Annotated in this window: 18 protein-coding genes and 3 pseudogenes; 4 read left to right on the top strand and 17 right to left on the bottom strand. The window is 38.2% G+C overall.

Features of this window, described 5'->3' with window-relative positions; translation table 11 throughout:
- Positions 1–16 precede the first annotated feature (16 nt).
- The 13 genes and pseudogenes from J2T13_RS14235 to J2T13_RS14175 form a co-directional block, all read right to left on the bottom strand.
- Positions 17–1378, bottom strand: coding sequence for an ethanolamine ammonia-lyase subunit EutB (locus J2T13_RS14235; protein ID WP_429372331.1), 1362 nt, complete (start codon positions 1376–1378; stop codon positions 17–19).
- Positions 1379–1389: 11 nt separating this feature from the next.
- Positions 1390–2820, bottom strand: coding sequence for an ethanolamine ammonia-lyase reactivating factor EutA (locus J2T13_RS14230; protein ID WP_429372466.1), 1431 nt, complete (start codon positions 2818–2820; stop codon positions 1390–1392).
- A gap of 17 nt (positions 2821–2837) precedes the next feature.
- A complete protein-coding gene (locus J2T13_RS14225) occupies positions 2838–2984 on the bottom strand; it encodes a hypothetical protein (protein WP_429372329.1) in 147 nt (48 codons plus the stop codon).
- Between the two features lie 35 nt (positions 2985–3019).
- A complete protein-coding gene (locus J2T13_RS14220) occupies positions 3020–3787 on the bottom strand; it encodes an MgtC/SapB family protein (protein ID WP_429372327.1) in 768 nt (255 codons plus the stop codon).
- Entirely contained in the window at positions 3784–4788 is a 1005-nt protein-coding gene (locus J2T13_RS14215; RefSeq protein WP_429372325.1) for a histidinol-phosphatase HisJ family protein, read from the bottom strand. The genes J2T13_RS14220 and J2T13_RS14215 overlap by 4 nt, the downstream gene beginning before the upstream one ends.
- A gap of 2 nt (positions 4789–4790) precedes the next feature.
- Positions 4791–5570 (bottom strand): DeoR/GlpR family DNA-binding transcription regulator, encoded by a 780-nt coding sequence (locus J2T13_RS14210; protein WP_429372323.1) that lies wholly within the window; start codon positions 5568–5570, stop codon positions 4791–4793.
- Positions 5571–5580: 10 nt separating this feature from the next.
- Positions 5581–6612 (bottom strand): ABC transporter ATP-binding protein, encoded by a 1032-nt coding sequence (locus tag J2T13_RS14205; RefSeq protein WP_429372322.1) that lies wholly within the window; start codon positions 6610–6612, stop codon positions 5581–5583.
- Entirely contained in the window at positions 6609–7460 is an 852-nt protein-coding gene (locus J2T13_RS14200) for an ABC transporter permease (RefSeq protein WP_429372320.1), read from the bottom strand. Before J2T13_RS14200 ends, J2T13_RS14205 begins: the two co-directional genes overlap by 4 nt.
- Complete coding sequence (locus J2T13_RS14195) at positions 7460–8311, bottom strand: ABC transporter permease (protein ID WP_429372318.1); 852 nt, start codon at positions 8309–8311, stop codon at positions 7460–7462. The genes J2T13_RS14200 and J2T13_RS14195 overlap by 1 nt, the downstream gene beginning before the upstream one ends.
- Positions 8278–9411, bottom strand: a complete 1134-nt coding sequence (locus tag J2T13_RS14190) for an ABC transporter substrate-binding protein (RefSeq protein ID WP_429372316.1) — start codon at positions 9409–9411, stop codon at positions 8278–8280. The genes J2T13_RS14195 and J2T13_RS14190 overlap by 34 nt, the downstream gene beginning before the upstream one ends.
- 48 nt (positions 9412–9459) lie before the next feature.
- The gene (locus J2T13_RS14185) at positions 9460–10281 is read right to left on the bottom strand and encodes an alkaline phosphatase family protein (RefSeq protein WP_429372314.1); all 822 of its coding nucleotides are present in this window, start codon (positions 10279–10281) and stop codon (positions 9460–9462) included.
- 324 nt (positions 10282–10605) lie between these two features.
- Positions 10606–10809: pseudogene (locus tag J2T13_RS14180) on the bottom strand (restriction endonuclease); the annotation flags it as partial.
- 6 nt (positions 10810–10815) lie between these two features.
- Positions 10816–11031: pseudogene (locus J2T13_RS14175) on the bottom strand (homing endonuclease associated repeat-containing protein); the annotation flags it as partial.
- Between the two features lie 87 nt (positions 11032–11118).
- Here J2T13_RS14175 and J2T13_RS14170 point away from each other — a divergent pair.
- Together J2T13_RS14170 and J2T13_RS14165 are read left to right on the top strand one after the other, a co-directional pair.
- Positions 11119–11463: a helix-turn-helix domain-containing protein gene (locus J2T13_RS14170; protein ID WP_429372312.1), complete on the top strand. Its 345-nt coding sequence runs from the start codon at positions 11119–11121 to the stop codon at positions 11461–11463.
- A 411-nt stretch (positions 11464–11874) separates the two neighbouring features.
- Positions 11875–12639, top strand: a complete 765-nt coding sequence (locus tag J2T13_RS14165) for a hypothetical protein (RefSeq protein WP_429372310.1) — start codon at positions 11875–11877, stop codon at positions 12637–12639.
- Positions 12640–12765: 126 nt separating this feature from the next.
- On the opposite strand, the pseudogene J2T13_RS14160 reads toward J2T13_RS14165, so the two are convergent.
- Together J2T13_RS14160 and J2T13_RS14155 are read right to left on the bottom strand one after the other, a co-directional pair.
- Positions 12766–12894 (bottom strand): annotated as a pseudogene (locus J2T13_RS14160) (IS3 family transposase); the annotation flags it as partial.
- 122 nt (positions 12895–13016) lie between these two features.
- A complete protein-coding gene (locus J2T13_RS14155) occupies positions 13017–13148 on the bottom strand; it encodes a hypothetical protein (protein WP_429372308.1) in 132 nt (43 codons plus the stop codon).
- Positions 13149–13254: 106 nt separating this feature from the next.
- Here J2T13_RS14155 and J2T13_RS14150 point away from each other — a divergent pair, with 106 nt between their 5' ends.
- Positions 13255–13485, top strand: a complete 231-nt coding sequence (locus tag J2T13_RS14150; protein WP_429372306.1) for a hypothetical protein — start codon at positions 13255–13257, stop codon at positions 13483–13485.
- 245 nt (positions 13486–13730) lie between these two features.
- On the opposite strand, the gene J2T13_RS14145 is transcribed toward J2T13_RS14150, so the two are convergent.
- On the bottom strand, positions 13731–13904 hold the full coding sequence (locus J2T13_RS14145) for a hypothetical protein (protein ID WP_429372304.1): 174 nt from the start codon (positions 13902–13904) through the stop codon (positions 13731–13733).
- 90 nt (positions 13905–13994) lie between these two features.
- Positions 13995–14756 (bottom strand): S-layer homology domain-containing protein, encoded by a 762-nt coding sequence (locus J2T13_RS14140; RefSeq protein WP_429372302.1) that lies wholly within the window; start codon positions 14754–14756, stop codon positions 13995–13997.
- Positions 14757–15081: 325 nt separating this feature from the next.
- On the opposite strand from J2T13_RS14140, the gene J2T13_RS14135 reads away from it, so the two are divergent.
- A complete protein-coding gene (locus tag J2T13_RS14135; RefSeq protein ID WP_429372300.1) occupies positions 15082–16179 on the top strand; it encodes a hypothetical protein in 1098 nt (365 codons plus the stop codon).
- The last annotated feature ends 38 nt before the right edge of the window (positions 16180–16217 follow it).

Here is a 16217-nt window from a genome sequence, read left to right as displayed (position 1 = left end):
ACCTCCTATCCCCAGCCTATTGGAATATCGTAGCATCGCCAGCATATGCGGTAAGTCTACCATCAGCCATAATCCCCATCGTTTCCAACCATTTTTCAAAAGCTGGAGCTGGTCTTCGTCCTAAAGTTTCTCTTAATGTAGCAATATCATGAAAGCTAGTAGATTGATAATTCAACATGCAATCATCTGCCATTGCAACACCAATAATGAAATTGACACCTGCAGCAGTGAGTAGCACTGATAGATTGTCCATATCATTCTGATCCACTTTCATATGATTGGTATAACAAACATCAACACCCATTGGCAGCAAATGCATCTTGCCCATAAAATGATCTTCTAGGCCTGCTCTTGTAACCTGTCTGCTATCATACAAATATTCAGGGCCAATAAAACCAACGACTGTATTTACGAGGAACGGCTGAAATCTACGCGCTAGACCATAGCAGCGAGACTCTAACGTAACTTGATCAATGCCAAAATGCGCATTTCCAGATAATTCAGAACCTTGGCCCGTTTCGAAATACCATAAGTTGGGCCCAGTGGCTGTTCCTTGACTACGAATTAAAGCATCTGCTTCCTGTATAAGCGCCAAATCTATGCCAAATGATTGATTACCTGCTTGTGTTCCTGCAAGACTTTGAAATATTAGATCTGCTTGACCACCTTGCTGGATTGCCTGCATCTGTGTTTTCACATGTGCCAGTACACAGTTTTGCGTAGGAATGTTGTACTTATCTATTACTTCCTTCGTCATATTCATAATTGCCTTAACGCTGTCCGCAGTATCAATAACGGGATTAATACCGATTACTGCATCGCCAATTCCATAGCTCAATGCTTCAAATAAGGACGCCTTAATACCTAGCACATCATCAGAAGGATGGTTAGGTTGAGCTCGACCTGACAGTACACCATTTTGTCCGATTGATACATTGCAATGGGTAACCACTTCAATTTTAGAAGCTGCCTGTATTAGATCCAAATTACTCATAATTTTTGCAACTGCCGCGATCATCTCACTAGTTACTCCACGAGACACTCTTCTTATTTGATCAGTACCAGTCGTCGATGCAAGAAGATATTCCCTTAACTCTGCAACGGTCCAGTTTCGGATTTGATTATAGATTCTATCATTCAAATCCTCTTCTATTACTCGCGAAACCTCATCAAGCTCAGGTGGTAAAAGCGGATTTTCACGAATATCTGCTAATGTCAGTTCAGAAATAATCCATTTTGCAGCCATTCGCTCCTTAGCATTTTCTGCTCCAATGCCTGCTAATTGATCACCTGACTTCTCTTCATTAGCCTTCGCCAACACTTCTTTCAGCTCTTTAAATTGATAGGTTTGACCAAGTACAGTTGTTGTAAGCTTCATGACGTTTCCTCCTACCCGCTGTGAAAAGCTAGCGTCTTCACAATCACCGGAATCATTGTATCCTCGATTGGTTCACCTAAATCCAAAAAATCTCCGAATTCCACCTTAATTTGATCTATGCATATAATTGTCCGCTCACCGCTCGCACGTAGCTGTAGCGCCTGTCCAAGTGCTTTTCCCATATCATTCTCACATATAACAACTAATGTACTGCAATGGTTTACCATTTCTGAATAGTGATAAAGAAGTGAGTCGGAAAGTTGACGAATGTAAGCATAGGTTACCTGATGTATCGCTGGGATAAAAAGAGCAAATGGAGGACACATCGTCTCATCATAAATCTGCATTCCATATGCAATTGCCTTCCGAACATCACCATTTTCTAACCTTACGACGGGTATGTTTTTTAATGGAAGAACACCTTTTGTCAAATAAATAGTAGCTCCGCTAATTTCTGTACTTTGCATACCAGCACCTATAACTGTAGCTCGTGTAGTATGCTCGGGAGAAATAAGTTCGATAGAGTAAAGATTAATTTCTTCACGTATGCTATACGCAAGCAATGGGCCAATGTCACCATAGATCGCTATCTCATTGAAAGAAGACGGTTCATGGCAATGCAGCATACTTCCAACTCCCCCAGAAATCATCACTTCCTGGAAATCTGGAAGATTGATTTTTAATCCCTGGGATTCTGTTACTAGTAGCCATCCACCCACTCCACTTCTACCGCTCAAAAAATCCAACATACAACGACTCATCCCTCTCATCATTTGCTTCATATAAGCAAGAGATGGGGTCTGTCCAATGTGTAAGTGAAAGCCACTAGCTTTTAGCCAAGGAACAATTGCCTCAGATATATACGTAATCTCACCATTTGGATGCATACGAATCAACCTTCCACCGACGTGAAAGGTTATAGTAGCTATCATTTTCCCTCGGTAAAAAAATGAAGCATTAGCGGTGCCACCACCGATATCAATGTTGCATATGACTTGACGCGTCAGCTTAGAGCGTTGTGATGCTCCAGATCCCTTGCCCGACAATAATGACTCCAAATCAGCACCTGCAGCAGCCACAACAAAATCACCTGCTTTGTCAGACAAAGAGTGAAGTATTTGCCTAGAATTATTTTTATTAGCAGTTTCTCCAGTAATGATGACGGCTCCACTCTTAATATCCGATAATTGAATCCCCGCCATGCGGTACTCTTCCTGAAGCCAACTCATAACTTCCGAAACATTGATTTCATTTTCACTTATTAAGGGTGTCGTTCGCACCTTACTTTCGTACATAAGTATTCTGTCAGCAATCTCATATCTTGGTAAGCTAAAAGAATTAGAGCTCCGTGACAAACGCAAACGACTTACAATCATTTTTGTCGTACTTGTACCAAGATCTATGCCAACGCTGGTAATCCATTGCTCATCCTGTTTATTCATCAACCTAGATTACCCCCTTACTTAGGGATCGATATATCAATTGTAGTTGTTAGTATACCTATACTTCTTACTGCAGGAGACAACTCCAAAGCTGTAGCTAAAGCATTATCAACATGAGGTATAAGCTGAATGGCTAATGCTGTTGCTCGTATTTTCCTATCCATAGTCACAACATCCTAGCATTCATATGATTCAACTGCTAGCCATTCTGCTCTACTTTTCTATCTAGCACATCACGCCGAGATTTAACTTCGAACTGCTCGAGTTCAACCTGGTGAATCCCATCAAGTATACGCAAATCATCTAATAAATGAGGTAAGTTTCTGAATTTTCTGAATTTCACTTTTAGTTTTAATAGTAGCAGATTTGCATCGTCTTGCGCCTTTATCGTATCCGTCGATATAAGAAGAATATTTGCTCCATAATGTTCTACCCGAGAAATAATTAGCGGTAGCTTACCGAGTGAATCTACCATTGCAATCCTAATTTCTACCTCTCTTCTATTGCGATTAAAGTGCTTTTCGAATTTATTCAATACGAACAAGCTAATCAGAACTAGAAAAGCAGTTAGAAAGGCTCCATAATAAAATCCTGCCCCTACGGCCAAGCCAAGGGCCGCCACAACCCATAAAGAAGCGGCGGTCGTCAAACCTGAAATAGACATTCCTGTCCGTAAAATGGTTCCAGCTCCTAGAAATCCAATTCCACTAATAACTTGAGCAGCCAGCCGCGCAGGATCCATTCGAACATTAGCCTCGTAGGCAAATTGGCTAAAACCATAAATAGATAAAAGCATAATAAGAGCAGAGCCCAAACAAACTAGAATATGAGTACGAAAACCAGCTGCGTGATCTCCCCATTCTCTTTCCAAACCAATTAAACCGCCTACAATCAATGCGAACACGATTCGTATTGTTAATTCTGCTTGGCTAATCTCCCAAATACCAGGTGTATTCACTAGATTCACCCTCTGTCCTCTAGCGCACTATACATTCTTTGACGTTTTTCGAAATACACAATTTCTTTATATCCTGTCTGCTTTGCTAGAGTAGCTGCCTCATCTAGTAATGTGCCGATATCATCGGGATAATGAGAATCAGAACTTAACGTAATCGGTACACCGTGTTCGTACAGCTTGCTAAGAAAAGTTGGACTTGGACACATTTCCTTTACTGGATAGCGATAGGCAAGTCCTGTATTAATTTCTGAAGCTACATTAGCTTTTTTTAGCGTCGCAGCTACATCATCATACATTTCAAGTAATTCCTGTTCTTCTGGTCTATAATTAAATACTTTCAAATTATCGAGATGAGCAATGATATCGAATAAACCAGAGTTGGCAGCACCCTTTACATGCTCAAATAAATACCTATATAACTCCACTAAATTTTTGGTTTCAAATATATCCTGAACTTCCGGATTATCAAAACCCCAACCATCAATGAAATGAACGCTGCCAATGACGTAATCAAGCTCATATTGTTCTAATAAGCCTTTTAACTCTTCTTCCCCGCCTGGGAAATAATCAGCTTCGACACCAACTGCAACTGGAAAGCCTTTATCTTGCATGCTGCGAACGACTTGCAAATAATCTTCAATAGAACACATTTGAACACCATCAAACCAATGTCTTTGTAGCTTACCAAGTCTACTATCATCCATTACAATGTATTTCTCGTAATAGCCGCGAAATTCTTTAAATCGATAGAGATGATCGACAATCCCGAATTTTTGAATACCTTTTTTCTGTCCTTCTATAAAATAAGCTTCTAGCCAACGCTCCGTGAAACAGCCTTCAGCTAATCTATTTTCCAAACGCTTTACTTTATGTTTAAGCCAATCAAGCGTATTTCGCTCGCTTTCTGGATTTGTTTCCCCCGGAACTACCTCCAAAGCTCTTGCTGTTCTTTCCAACCAACCAAAGGAGTACGGACCTTCCTCGAGATGAAAATGAAAATCAACCTTCACTTTTATCCCTCCTCATCTGCGATGTATAATGTGATGTCACGCTCGTCCAAGTAGATTTTCCATTCATCGCTGCAATTCCCATCAGTAATTACAGCATAAACATCGTCCAAGGAACAAATGTTTGCAAAAGTCGGCTTCCCAAATTTTGAGGAGTCAGCTAAGAAAATAGTTTCATCTGCTCGTTCCATCATTTTTCTAGAAATAGTAGCCTCTGAAATCTCATAATCGGAAATTCCGTCAACAAGTGAGATACCGCCAGCTGATATAAATGCCTTATTAACCCTTAACTGATTTAACATAAGCTCTGCGAGCGGACCATATGTTGATTTTTGATGCCTATTCACTTCCCCCCCGACAAAAAATATTCGACCAGGAAATTGCTCCAAAGCCATCAACATAGCGGGAGTAGAGTGGGTAACAAGCGTCAAATCAGAACGATCCGTTAGATTGCGAATAATTTCTAATGCAGTCGTCCCATTCCCAAGCATAATGGTGTCGCCTTGATTAATAAGTGAAGCTGCATATTTTCCAATAGCAGCCTTTTCAGATGTATGAAGTAGTGTTTTTTGTTCAAAAGGAAGCTCTGAGGAATCAGCTCTTACCTTAATAGCCCCTCCGTATACTTTCTTCAATTTTCCTTCACTATCCAACCGTTCCAAGTCACGGCGAATCGTTTCGGTCGATACATCAAATTCATCAGCAAGGATATGGACTTCAACCTTGCCTTCCTTGCTTAAGTATTCCAATATTTTCTTTTTTCTTTTTTCAAACGACAATGACATATTTTTCACCCTAAACTGTTTTTTCTATATGTTTCCATTCCTCTAAAGGGATGTTCAACTTTACAACCGAACCTACATTCAAGCTATCCAAACCTAGATCATTAAGCCGGTCTACCTTCACATTAAGTCCATCTACATTAATTTCATACCGGATTACATTTCCTAAAATTGTCATAAAAGTGATAGTTCCACTCGCCGTATAATCAGTCAGAGGGTCAGCATCCCTTAGTTCAAACAATTGAATAGCCTCTGGGCGAACAGCGAACATATTCCCTTGAACAGGCGCACCATTAAGCGAAGCTGACTCCACTTGATCGCGGCTCCACACGTTATAATTACCAATGAACCTTGCTACAAACTCAGTTCTAGGCTTATTATAAATTTCATTCGGCGTGCCTACCTGCTCAACTGTACCATGATTCATAATGTAGATTCGATCAGATACAGACAATGCTTCTTCTTGATCATGTGTAACAAAAACAGTCGTCATATTGAGACGTTGCTGAATCCGTCGAATTTCGTTTCGTAATATGCGACGAATTTTCGCATCCAACGCACTAAGTGGCTCATCTAGCAGCAATACTGTCGGTTTTTTCACAAGCGCTCTCGCTAAAGCAACACGCTGCTGCTGACCACCAGATAATTGGTTAGGATAATGGTTTTCTTTTCCTCTCAAATCGATAACGTCCAACATTTCTTCCACTAAAGGAATGATCTGTTTTTTACTAAGCCCATCCATTTTCAGACCAAATGCAATGTTATCATATACTGTCATATTAGGGAAAAGTGCATACGATTGGAATACCATTCCAATATTTCTTTTTTTAGGTGGCATACAGGTGATATCTTTACCACCAATAATGATTGCGCCCGTATCAATATCATTAAGTCCAGCAATGGCACGTAATAATGTACTTTTGCCACAGCCGCTTGGTCCAAGCAATGTAATAAACTCGCCTTCTTCTATCGTTAGAGATACTTTATCAAGTACCTTATTTTTAGTATAAGACTTGGTCACATTCTCAATTTGAACAAAGCTCATGTTGTCTCCTCCTCTTCAGCATTAGATAAAGATTGTTTTTTGGGTTTCATATTGCCGATTTTAAGCACGAGGGAATATAGTATGAAAACAATGGTGAAGAAAGTGATTATTGTTGCACTTGAACCATGCCCATCTTGCGATAAAATTCGGAACAAATACACCTGTACAACCTCATAGCTTCCGCCGACCAACATATTTGCTAGTACAAATTCACCAAAAATAATTGAGAAGGACAATAAGCTTGCTACAATTACACCAGGCATAATATTAGGTAACACGATACGAACAAAGCCCTTCAGCTTCCCTGCACCAAGTATTTCGGCTGCCTCCATCAATTCAATTGCATTGACCGATCTTAAGGAATTGCGAATACTTTGATATATAAATGGCATAAGTACGATAAAGTAAATTCCGATCAAAATCCAAATTGTTCCTGATATTGCTATCGGTCCAGATGAATATAATTTGATTAGTCCTACCGCGGCTACAATACCTGGCAAAGCAAAAGGTAAAAGCACAATAATTTGCAAATACTTCTCAAGCTTCGGCATATAAACCGATATGATAAAAACTGTGGGAATCATAATAATTAAGGATATGCCAACTGACAATATCGCAACTAAAAAAGATCTTCCAACTGCAAATAAAAAGCGTTCATCTGTAAATAACACTTTATACCATTCTAAGGTTATTCCTTTAGGTAGAATCGTATTCTGCCAATCAGTGCTCAATGAGAATAGTAAAGTAACTAGCAAGGGAGTAAGCAAAAAAGAAAAAAGTGCAACGATGACAATAATATGCCAAGCCTTGTTTCCAATTTTTTTCTTATTATTTGAGTATGTCTGCATTAGTTCCCCTTCCTTGCTAGCTTCAGCATTTTCTCATTAATTAACATAGCAATTAATAGGATAATGAATAGAATAGTCGCCATTGCACTACCAAGCTCTTGTCTTGGGAACACATCTCCGCTAACAAGTGAACCAATCTGAATAGGAAGCAGATTGAAATTACGAAGTACCAGCGCATAGGCAGTTGCATAAGCACCCATTGCATTCGCAAATAAAACACTAAGTGTTCCAACAATCCCAGGTAGCAAAACCGGTATGCCGATTCTTCTCCAAAATTGCCACGTACCTGCTCCAAGTAGTGAGGCAGCCTCTTTCCATTCCGTTCGAATCGCGTACATGGACGGATAGATAAGCATAATTGCAAGTGGAACCTGGAAATAAATATATACAAGTCCCAACCCTGTCCAAGAATAAAGATCAAATGTTAAAAAAGACAGCCCTATCTTTTTGAATATCAGTGTGAACATACCATTTGATCCCCAAATGACCATGAAAGCAAACGCTAACGGAATTCCTGCAAAATTCGTCATTACATTTGAAACATTCAGCATACCGTCACGAGTTTTATTGGAGAAAGTCGTAAAGGAATACGCTCCGAATACAGCAATAATGATTGCAATAACACTGGATATCAATGATAATAAAACACTATTAACAATGGCGGTTTGATATAGCGGATGCGTCAATACTTTGGAGTATTGGTCAAGGGTAAACCCTTGACCTCCCTCGTTCTGAAAGCTGGATATAAACATGCCTGCAGCAGGCAGAATTAGAAATGCAACAACCCATATACAGAATGGTACAAGAAACAGTAGCATTATTTTATGTGTACTTGAACCTCTTCTTGCCATAATGCGCTAATCCCCTTCACTGTATTTTCCCAAACACTGAAATCACCAATTGGCTTAACAGTTTCGTATTGATCAAGTGGAATTAGATTTTCTTCAACCTCTTTAGGAAGAACTACGCTAGTACGAATGGGTCTAGCAAAACCCTTTGCAAGGTTGATTTGACCCTCATCACTAAATATATAGGCTCTCGCAAGTTTTGCAGCATTTGGATGCGGAGCATACTTATTAATAATTGAAGCGTAGCCACTAATAACACTGCCATCTTTAGGAATAACAATCTCAAATTTATCCTTGCCAATTTCTTCACGGAAGGCTAGGGAGTTGAAATCCCACATTGCAGCAACAGCCACTTCGCCCTTTTGGAAGTTCGGAATCGTTACGTCAACCTTAGAAATAAGATCTTTCTCTGCTAAACGTTTGAAATACTCAATACCTGGTTGAATATTTCCTTCATCTCCGCCAAATGCAATAGCTGCCGCTAGAATTGCATGTTGCGCTTGTGCAGCTCCGGAAACGTCCCCTAAGGCAATTTTGTAAGCACCATTATTATTTTCAACATCTTGCCAACTTGTTGGACACTTGTCCACCAGATCTTTATTACAAATCAATGAGATCGAGCCTGTATATGCTACCATCCAGTGACCATCTTCATCTTTTGCCCAGTCTGGAACTTCATCCCAATATTCTGTCTTATACGGCTGGGTAACTCCTTTTTGCACTGCCATTGGTCCAAATGAAATACCTACATCACCAATATCCGCACTAGGATTCTTCTTCTCTGCATCAAACTTATTAATTTCATCTACACTACCCATATCCGTATCCGAATGTTCAAGACCATAATTACTTTTCAGATCAGTCCAAGTGTCTTTCCAATTGGCCCAAGCATCCGGCATCCCTACACTGATTACTTTACCTTCTGCCTGCGCTAGCGGCACTAGTTCTTCAAGCGTGAGCATTACTTGTTCCTCGTCATTACCTTTAGCAGCATCTTGATTCGGTTTTTCATTAGAATCACCACATGCAGCAAGTAATAAAGACATCGCTAATACTAAACTCAACACTGTTAATAAACTTTTACCCTGATTCATCTTAAACATTAATTAACCCCCTCTTTAGTATAGAAAATCAATATATGTCCAACTTGATTAACACCTAAAACCTTTAATATCACTTGGTGTCATCGCTTTTGTTGGTGCTATGTTTAGCAACTTACATACTAAAGGAGCAAGCGCTAATTGAGGAACGTACTCATCTGTATATACACCAGACTCGAACGCGGAACTAATCACAAATAGTGGAACATCTCTTTCCCCATTACCTGTTCCTCCATGATGTCCATCCTCATTCATACCGTGATCCGCTGTAATGATAATATGGTAGTCATTCTCCATCCACATCGGCAAAAACTGAGCTAAAATATTATCGATCAACAATGCGCGACCTCTATATTCAGCCGAATCAGACGTAAACTTATGACCCGTGTCATCAATATTCATAGAATGGATATATAATAAGTCGGGATCATATGTCCTTCTCAAATACTCGGCATCCAAAAACAAATGAGAATCTGGGTAGGTATCTTCAAAATAGAATTTGCCATGCTGGATTGGACTATCAAGATTATGCTGTTCTCGGTCCATTACATGATTAAAAGGAGCTCGGTTATAAAGTTCACTTACCCAGTAGTAAGCTGCTGCCGCTGTCTTCAGACCACTTTCACGAGCGTTATGAAATATGCTCTTTTGGTTAGATAAACGAACAACTTGATTTGATGTGATTCCATTCTCCCACGCAGGTGTTCCTGTTAATAGAACCTCATATAACGGTCTGGATAAACTCGGTAGCTCTGATTTGACTTTATACAACGCTGCTTTTGATTTCTCTACTAGATGATACACATACCCAAGCTGTGAAATTGCAGTATCATACCTTAATCCATCTAATACAATATAAATAACTTTTGACAAGTGCTAGACCCCCATTTATTTGGTTTCATGTTGTTTGTGTTGTTATATATTGTAATATAGCGCTTACATAACTTAAAGTCAACAACATTCCAAATTTTTAAGTGTCACATCCCACATTTATATGTTATTAATTTCACAAAGCCACATAGAACCAACAATAAAGAAATTTATATACTTACAGCAAAAAGAAGCAGGCCATTGATAAGGCAAGCTTCTTTTTGCTTATTCTATAAATGAGATATTACAACCTAACTTCAATAACACAAGTGTTGTATATGAATATTACATTAACAGATTTGACTAATTCGGTTTCGCCCGTACTGCTTAAATTTTCTTCACCTTCTTATTAGAGGGTTGCCATTCACCCCAAGATTGAAGCTTCCGCTCAACTAAACCGCCGTGCCAATAATCCACTTTTAATTTCTCCGCCTCATCCTTAGCAGTACTCGTCAAATCAGAGTTTGTAACTATCAAAGACAGAATACAATCATGATTTCGCTTTGCTCCTACTAGTTCACGAACGGTTTGTACATGCATATAGAGCAATACGATCATTTTGTAACTCTTCGTCATCACTGTTTTCTCCACATCGCGAAGCCAAGCTTCATAACTTAACAACTCCGCCCAATGTAGAAATCCGATATAAGAACCGAATTCATTGCGGTATTGTTGGCTACCCGAGTTCCCGTGCAGATGAAGTTCTAGGTATGTAGGAATTCGTCCCAACTCCTGCTTCAATTGCAGGAAGTTGGCGCCCCTAGAAATGCCTTCTTAGAAACACGCGTAAGAATGGATTAGGAAACATTCCCTACACTTCTATTAAAGAGAGGTGTAACGATGTCAGAAATTCTAAAATTAGTCGGCGAACGTATAAAGGATATTCGTAAATTAAGAGGACTGTCTCAAGAAGCTTTAGCAGAAAAAGCTGGCTTCAATCAAAGTTATATAGGATTTATTGAACGAGCGGAACGCAATATCTCCATGATGAACCTAGAGAAGATTGCTGGCGCGTTAGACGTTGGCGTTTATGAACTTTTCACATATTTGAAAGAACAAGAAGGACTGATTGAAGAATCGCCAGTGAAAGATATACTATCGTTACTAAGAGAACGTGATCTGAAAGATCTAGAGATGGCGAGGAATGTACTCACTGAGATTTTTGGGAGAATGGATGGGAAGTAACTTAGGGAATGCTACTTATATTTATCATATGGATTATTGTACGAATTATAAACTAACCATATCGAAGCATCAATAACTTATAGATTACACACCTTTTCGTTTATTGATTAATTTATTGATTAGATGAATAAATTCATACACTCAATTTAAAATGAAGCTCGCCATTAATCGGCAAGCTTCATTTTGCTTTAATTTCTTCTTGCTCTTGCTTTTTGGTAACATTTCCTTCATCGCTAGATATACAGTTGGAATACGTGTTAACTGCGTTGTGTACGGCTTGAATACTTTTAAGCAAATGATCTCGACAAACCATCTTAATCGCTCTTTTTCATATTAATTAATTCCAAAAGATACTAATTTTTGAATATAAAGTTACATTATATCAGCTTATTGGTTTATATATCATGTATAATGAGCTTTGTTAAATCGATAATCAATAGAAAGAAGGGAATTAAAATTTACAAAAAACCTATCTTGATTCTAAGAGCCGTGATTTTGTGTAGTGCCTTGTTGGTAGCTTGTGATAATGAGCAGCCTCCAATTTCCCCGAGTCCTGAGTCTGAAAATAATAAACAGTTAAAATCTCAATTTCCTGATAATGCATACAGCATTGATCTGGATGCTATTCAAGAGAATCCCACCGTTCGTGCTCAAGTAGATACAGAGGTAGGAGAACTCTTTGTTATTTCTAAAGATAAAGAAGAAATTGGCCACATCGGACTGCCAAGTGTCTTCGGTGCAGAAGGTGACTTCACTTCTAGAGGTCATTATGATGTGGTTTACAAGCATGATGGTTCCGAACAAGTAATCAAAGAATTTAACGATCTCATATTTGTACAGAAAACCGATAAAGCAATTTCTTTTGAAAAGATTAGCTTTGAGACGGTAGATATCTATCTACTTACTCCAGAATATATGGCCTCTAGAGGTTATAACTCTTATGCCTTTGGTATTAATAAAGAAAATGCAGAAGTTTTTCCTATAACCTTTAAAAAAGGTGAAAATGAGAGAGAAACAATTAATTATGCGGTGGATCACTTTCCTAAAAATGAAAATGAGAAATTAGTTGTGACTACTCGAAATAATGATGAATTGCAAAACCTTGAATCAGAACTTATAAAGATAACATACACATTAAATTTATCCCAAAAACTATTTGTAGCGGAATCAGAATAGTTGGAAGAAATGCACTACCAAGTGGTAGTGCATTTATTTTTTAAGAATAATTAATACAGATTCGTCAACCCAGATACATTAGGATCTGTTTTTTGGATGTACATTAGACTGTTGAGGCAAGTATTATTACTGCTGGTGATGGTTGTTTCCATGCCAGGGTACAGATGTTCTGCCCAATTCTACCGGGGAGAGGCCGCCTAGTTTTTTCTGGAATCGCTCTTTATTGTAGTATTCGATGTGTTCGGCAATGAGTTTTCGAGCACTTTCCTTGCTATCTGGCTACTGTAAATAAAGTTTTTCTGTTTTAGGATGTGATGTCAACACCAACTTAATAATCCCCAAAAGTAGCAGTTGAAAATTCCCTACATCAAGCAAAATTATGAACCTTTGCCTTCCGTAGAATCTGGTTTCGGATCTCTTCCTAATTCGTTAGCAATATGTGTGAGATATATACCCTTCGCCTGCATTTCCTTGATCATAAAAAACTCCCCATTCTTGACCTTGACCATATATTACTCTCCTCTCGGAGAGTATGTCGGCTATTTGTGGGGGATTTTCAGCTGCCGATATTAGGTATTTTACAATTGATGTTCACAGTATCCCCCAAAATCACTTATGGACATATCTGGAATGTTATTTCGTTTAGAGGGAATTACAAATGGTAAGCTTAGAAAAAGGAGGGGCACCTCGTGGAGATTAACAGTTAATGTAGGAAAGGATGCTTCCGGTAAGTATATTCGTTATGGTAAGACTGCTCACGATGAACATGAGATTCAATTATTGTTTCAGACTTTAAAGTGCGAGCCGCTTCAACTCTCTAGCGCAGTTTCTTCATTCTTAGCCTAACCTGCGATCTCGCCTCTCAAAATGCAAATGCAGGCGATACAGACAAATCTCTCTACTCCAGCGGTGCAACACTGTCCGCTCATTATATGGTCCTACACCTATTACTTCTTTCAATACTGCAAATAAAAAGAAGCTACTTTGAATTATTCAAGATAGCCGCTTGTCGTCATTGAATGTGGTACCCAGGTGCCCAGAACAGTGGTGGCGTACCAGGTCGGAGAGACAAACCTATTGTCTCGTATTCTTCACTCAGCTAACTCCTTCAAAGCCTCATGATTTTCAATAATAATCTCATCCATTAATGTTTCTAAGTCATTGTTAGTACGGTTTTTTAACAACTCAACAAAATCAATAACCTCTAGTTTCTTATCATCTGGTAACCTCATAAAGTCTTGAATAAGTTTTTCCTCGATACTCACAAAAGGCACCTCCTGATTCTTCTTTTACCATTCATATACACCAAACATATATGGGAATTAACACTCACTTCCTTATATTTTGTCGGCATTTCATTTAACATCTTTATCATAATAATCATAATCAGTCGAAGCCTCCAAGTTGGTACCCGTCAACCCAACTTCGCGTAACTCGTTCAATTCACGATACTGAGTTGCATCTTGTCCCTCAACTGCTAAATATCTATACAGCATAGAAACGGCTTCAGCACGTGTCACATTCCTGTTCCCACCAAAGCTACCATCAGTGTAGCCACTGATCACTCCCGTACCTAACATCAGACTCAAATCGTTAACTTGTTCCTTGCTAAATCCGTTTGTATAAAACTCTGTGAATGGTAAAATAGTGCCTTCAACTTCTTTCAAAGCTAAAGCGAAACTTGGGTCACTATTCACCAATCCGTTAGAAAACCATTTAGCCATCTCAAAACGTGTCATAGCTGTATTTGGTGCAAACTTACCATCTCTAAAATCCTCTGGGTTAAAAAAACCCAGAACCCCAGCCTTGCTTATAGATTCTGATGCCCAATGACCTTCTGGTATGTCAGAAAAACTGTTACCATAGTCACCCTCCACACCTTTGACACCCCGAGTTAACATACTAGCAAACTCCGCACGTGTTACTAACCCATTAGGTTTAAATGTCCCATCATCATAGCCTTTAACATAGCCATCCTTGATCGCTAACGTAATGGTAGACTGAGCCCAATGATTATTAATATCCTTAAAACCAAGCGCATATGCATTGCTTCCACCTGCTAAGCTTCCAGCCACAATCATACACACAATCCCAAACGCAATCATTTGATTAGCCATTGTAAATTCACTTCTCCCTTTTATAACATATTGTTGTAATTACCCTATGTACTTTAGTCTCTTCTATTATCAAGTCTGACATTTGCAGTATATCTCTTATTATAAACTCGTAAAATATTTCCCACCAATACTAACTTCAAATGCTATCCGATACAAACAAATCTTCACCGCTCCATAGGCGCAGCAACATTGACTTCAGATCCGAGCGTGACACCCATCTTCAAATCGTGTCAAAGTGCCCATTGATCACTCCATATTCAACTAAATTTAATATTTATGCTGATCTTCTATAGAAATACATAGTATAATTTGTATAAAATTACCTATGGAAGGAATGCAAAATTTGGAATCTTATAATTGGATTAGAGCTAAATATTCAGCATTTATATCCTATATTGAACGACATCATGAGAAAATACCATTCAGCAAGTTTTTCCTTATGTATCTAAAGATGCCATTAGCTGCGAGATTACTTTTAACTCTTATTGTATTTGGCTTCTCTCATGGATTAACTTACATAATCGGATTTATAATACTCCAAAGCAAAGCAAAAAACGAAGTCTTATCTTTAATAACAGCATTTCAAAATCCAATAAATTTTTCAGACAGATTATACCTTTACTATGCTTTTGTATATTTATTTATTACCATTCTAACTATTATACCTTTTGGTCTCTATCTATTTTATGGAGTTTATCTACTCAGAAAATATAAACCCCAAAAAACTGATCTCTTTCTATCGGTAATCGGCTGGATTATTGCAGGCATTGCTTTTTGCTTTTTTCTATATCAAATTGTATCCCCAATCCCTTATTACTTATTCTACACATCAAAAAACCCATCATTTTGGGAAATGACAATCAAGTACTTTGCCTTTTCAAAAGATTTTGAATGGTTTACTTCCTCTTTGGAGCTTACGATTTTTCAAAAAGAAGTCTTTATTTCTTTACAATCTGGAAACATGGCAGTAATATTTTTAATATTCTTATTTGTTATGTACACCCGCTATTATAAAAATAGTGAAACTAATCAAATCAATAAGCAAAAATTTACCTCTCACGATATCGATATAGCAACTTATAAAAAGTCATATTGGGAAATATTAAAATATGAGTCATTAATGCGTTATATAAAAGTTAAAAAAATAATTTCCTCACTTTCCAATGGTGTATTTATTTTCATTTTTCTTTTTATAGGGCTTACACTTTTCATTTCGCATACTGCCTACCAATTGGGTAGTTTCGGAAAAAACCTTACCCAATTCGATACTGACTTCGTAACAGTAGAATATAACCTCAATGGAGTAGTACAAAAAGTGGACGGTATTCGAGTCTATCAAGAAAAAAATTACATCGTAATCCGAGATAAAGAAGACAATATTCATAACATATATACAGATCAAATTCATATTCAAACAAAATAATTACAAGCCGCTTTACCCCATCTAAGTTAACAATAATC

The organism is Paenibacillus sp. DS2015 (assembly GCF_050433705.1).
GTDB lineage: Bacteria > Bacillota > Bacilli > Paenibacillales > Paenibacillaceae > Paenibacillus_AQ.
The sequence above is the reverse complement of the archived record's forward strand: the minus strand, read 5'-3'. Positions and strand labels throughout refer to the sequence as shown.

Excerpts from the sequence above, each read along its gene's own strand:
- J2T13_RS14235 (WP_429372331.1), bottom strand. The coding sequence starts at position 1,378 with ATGAAGCTTACAACAACTGTACTTGGTCAAACCTATCAATTTAAAGAG.
- J2T13_RS14230 (WP_429372466.1), bottom strand. The coding sequence starts at position 2,820 with ATGAATAAACAGGATGAGCAATGGATTACCAGCGTTGGCATAGATCTT.
- J2T13_RS14225 (WP_429372329.1), bottom strand. The coding sequence starts at position 2,984 with ATGGATAGGAAAATACGAGCAACAGCATTAGCCATTCAGCTTATACCT.
- J2T13_RS14210 (WP_429372323.1), bottom strand. The coding sequence starts at position 5,570 with ATGTCATTGTCGTTTGAAAAAAGAAAAAAGAAAATATTGGAATACTTA.
- J2T13_RS14205 (WP_429372322.1), bottom strand. The coding sequence starts at position 6,612 with ATGAGCTTTGTTCAAATTGAGAATGTGACCAAGTCTTATACTAAAAAT.
- J2T13_RS14200 (WP_429372320.1), bottom strand. The coding sequence starts at position 7,460 with ATGCAGACATACTCAAATAATAAGAAAAAAATTGGAAACAAGGCTTGG.
- J2T13_RS14195 (WP_429372318.1), bottom strand. The coding sequence starts at position 8,311 with ATGGCAAGAAGAGGTTCAAGTACACATAAAATAATGCTACTGTTTCTT.
- J2T13_RS14190 (WP_429372316.1), bottom strand. The coding sequence starts at position 9,411 with ATGTTTAAGATGAATCAGGGTAAAAGTTTATTAACAGTGTTGAGTTTA.
- J2T13_RS14170 (WP_429372312.1), top strand. The coding sequence starts at position 11,119 with ATGTCAGAAATTCTAAAATTAGTCGGCGAACGTATAAAGGATATTCGT.
- J2T13_RS14165 (WP_429372310.1), top strand. The coding sequence starts at position 11,875 with ATGAGCTTTGTTAAATCGATAATCAATAGAAAGAAGGGAATTAAAATT.
- J2T13_RS14155 (WP_429372308.1), bottom strand. The coding sequence starts at position 13,148 with ATGGTCAAGGTCAAGAATGGGGAGTTTTTTATGATCAAGGAAATGCAG.
- J2T13_RS14150 (WP_429372306.1), top strand. The coding sequence starts at position 13,255 with ATGGACATATCTGGAATGTTATTTCGTTTAGAGGGAATTACAAATGGT.
- J2T13_RS14140 (WP_429372302.1), bottom strand. The coding sequence starts at position 14,756 with ATGGCTAATCAAATGATTGCGTTTGGGATTGTGTGTATGATTGTGGCT.
- J2T13_RS14135 (WP_429372300.1), top strand. The coding sequence starts at position 15,082 with ATGGAAGGAATGCAAAATTTGGAATCTTATAATTGGATTAGAGCTAAA.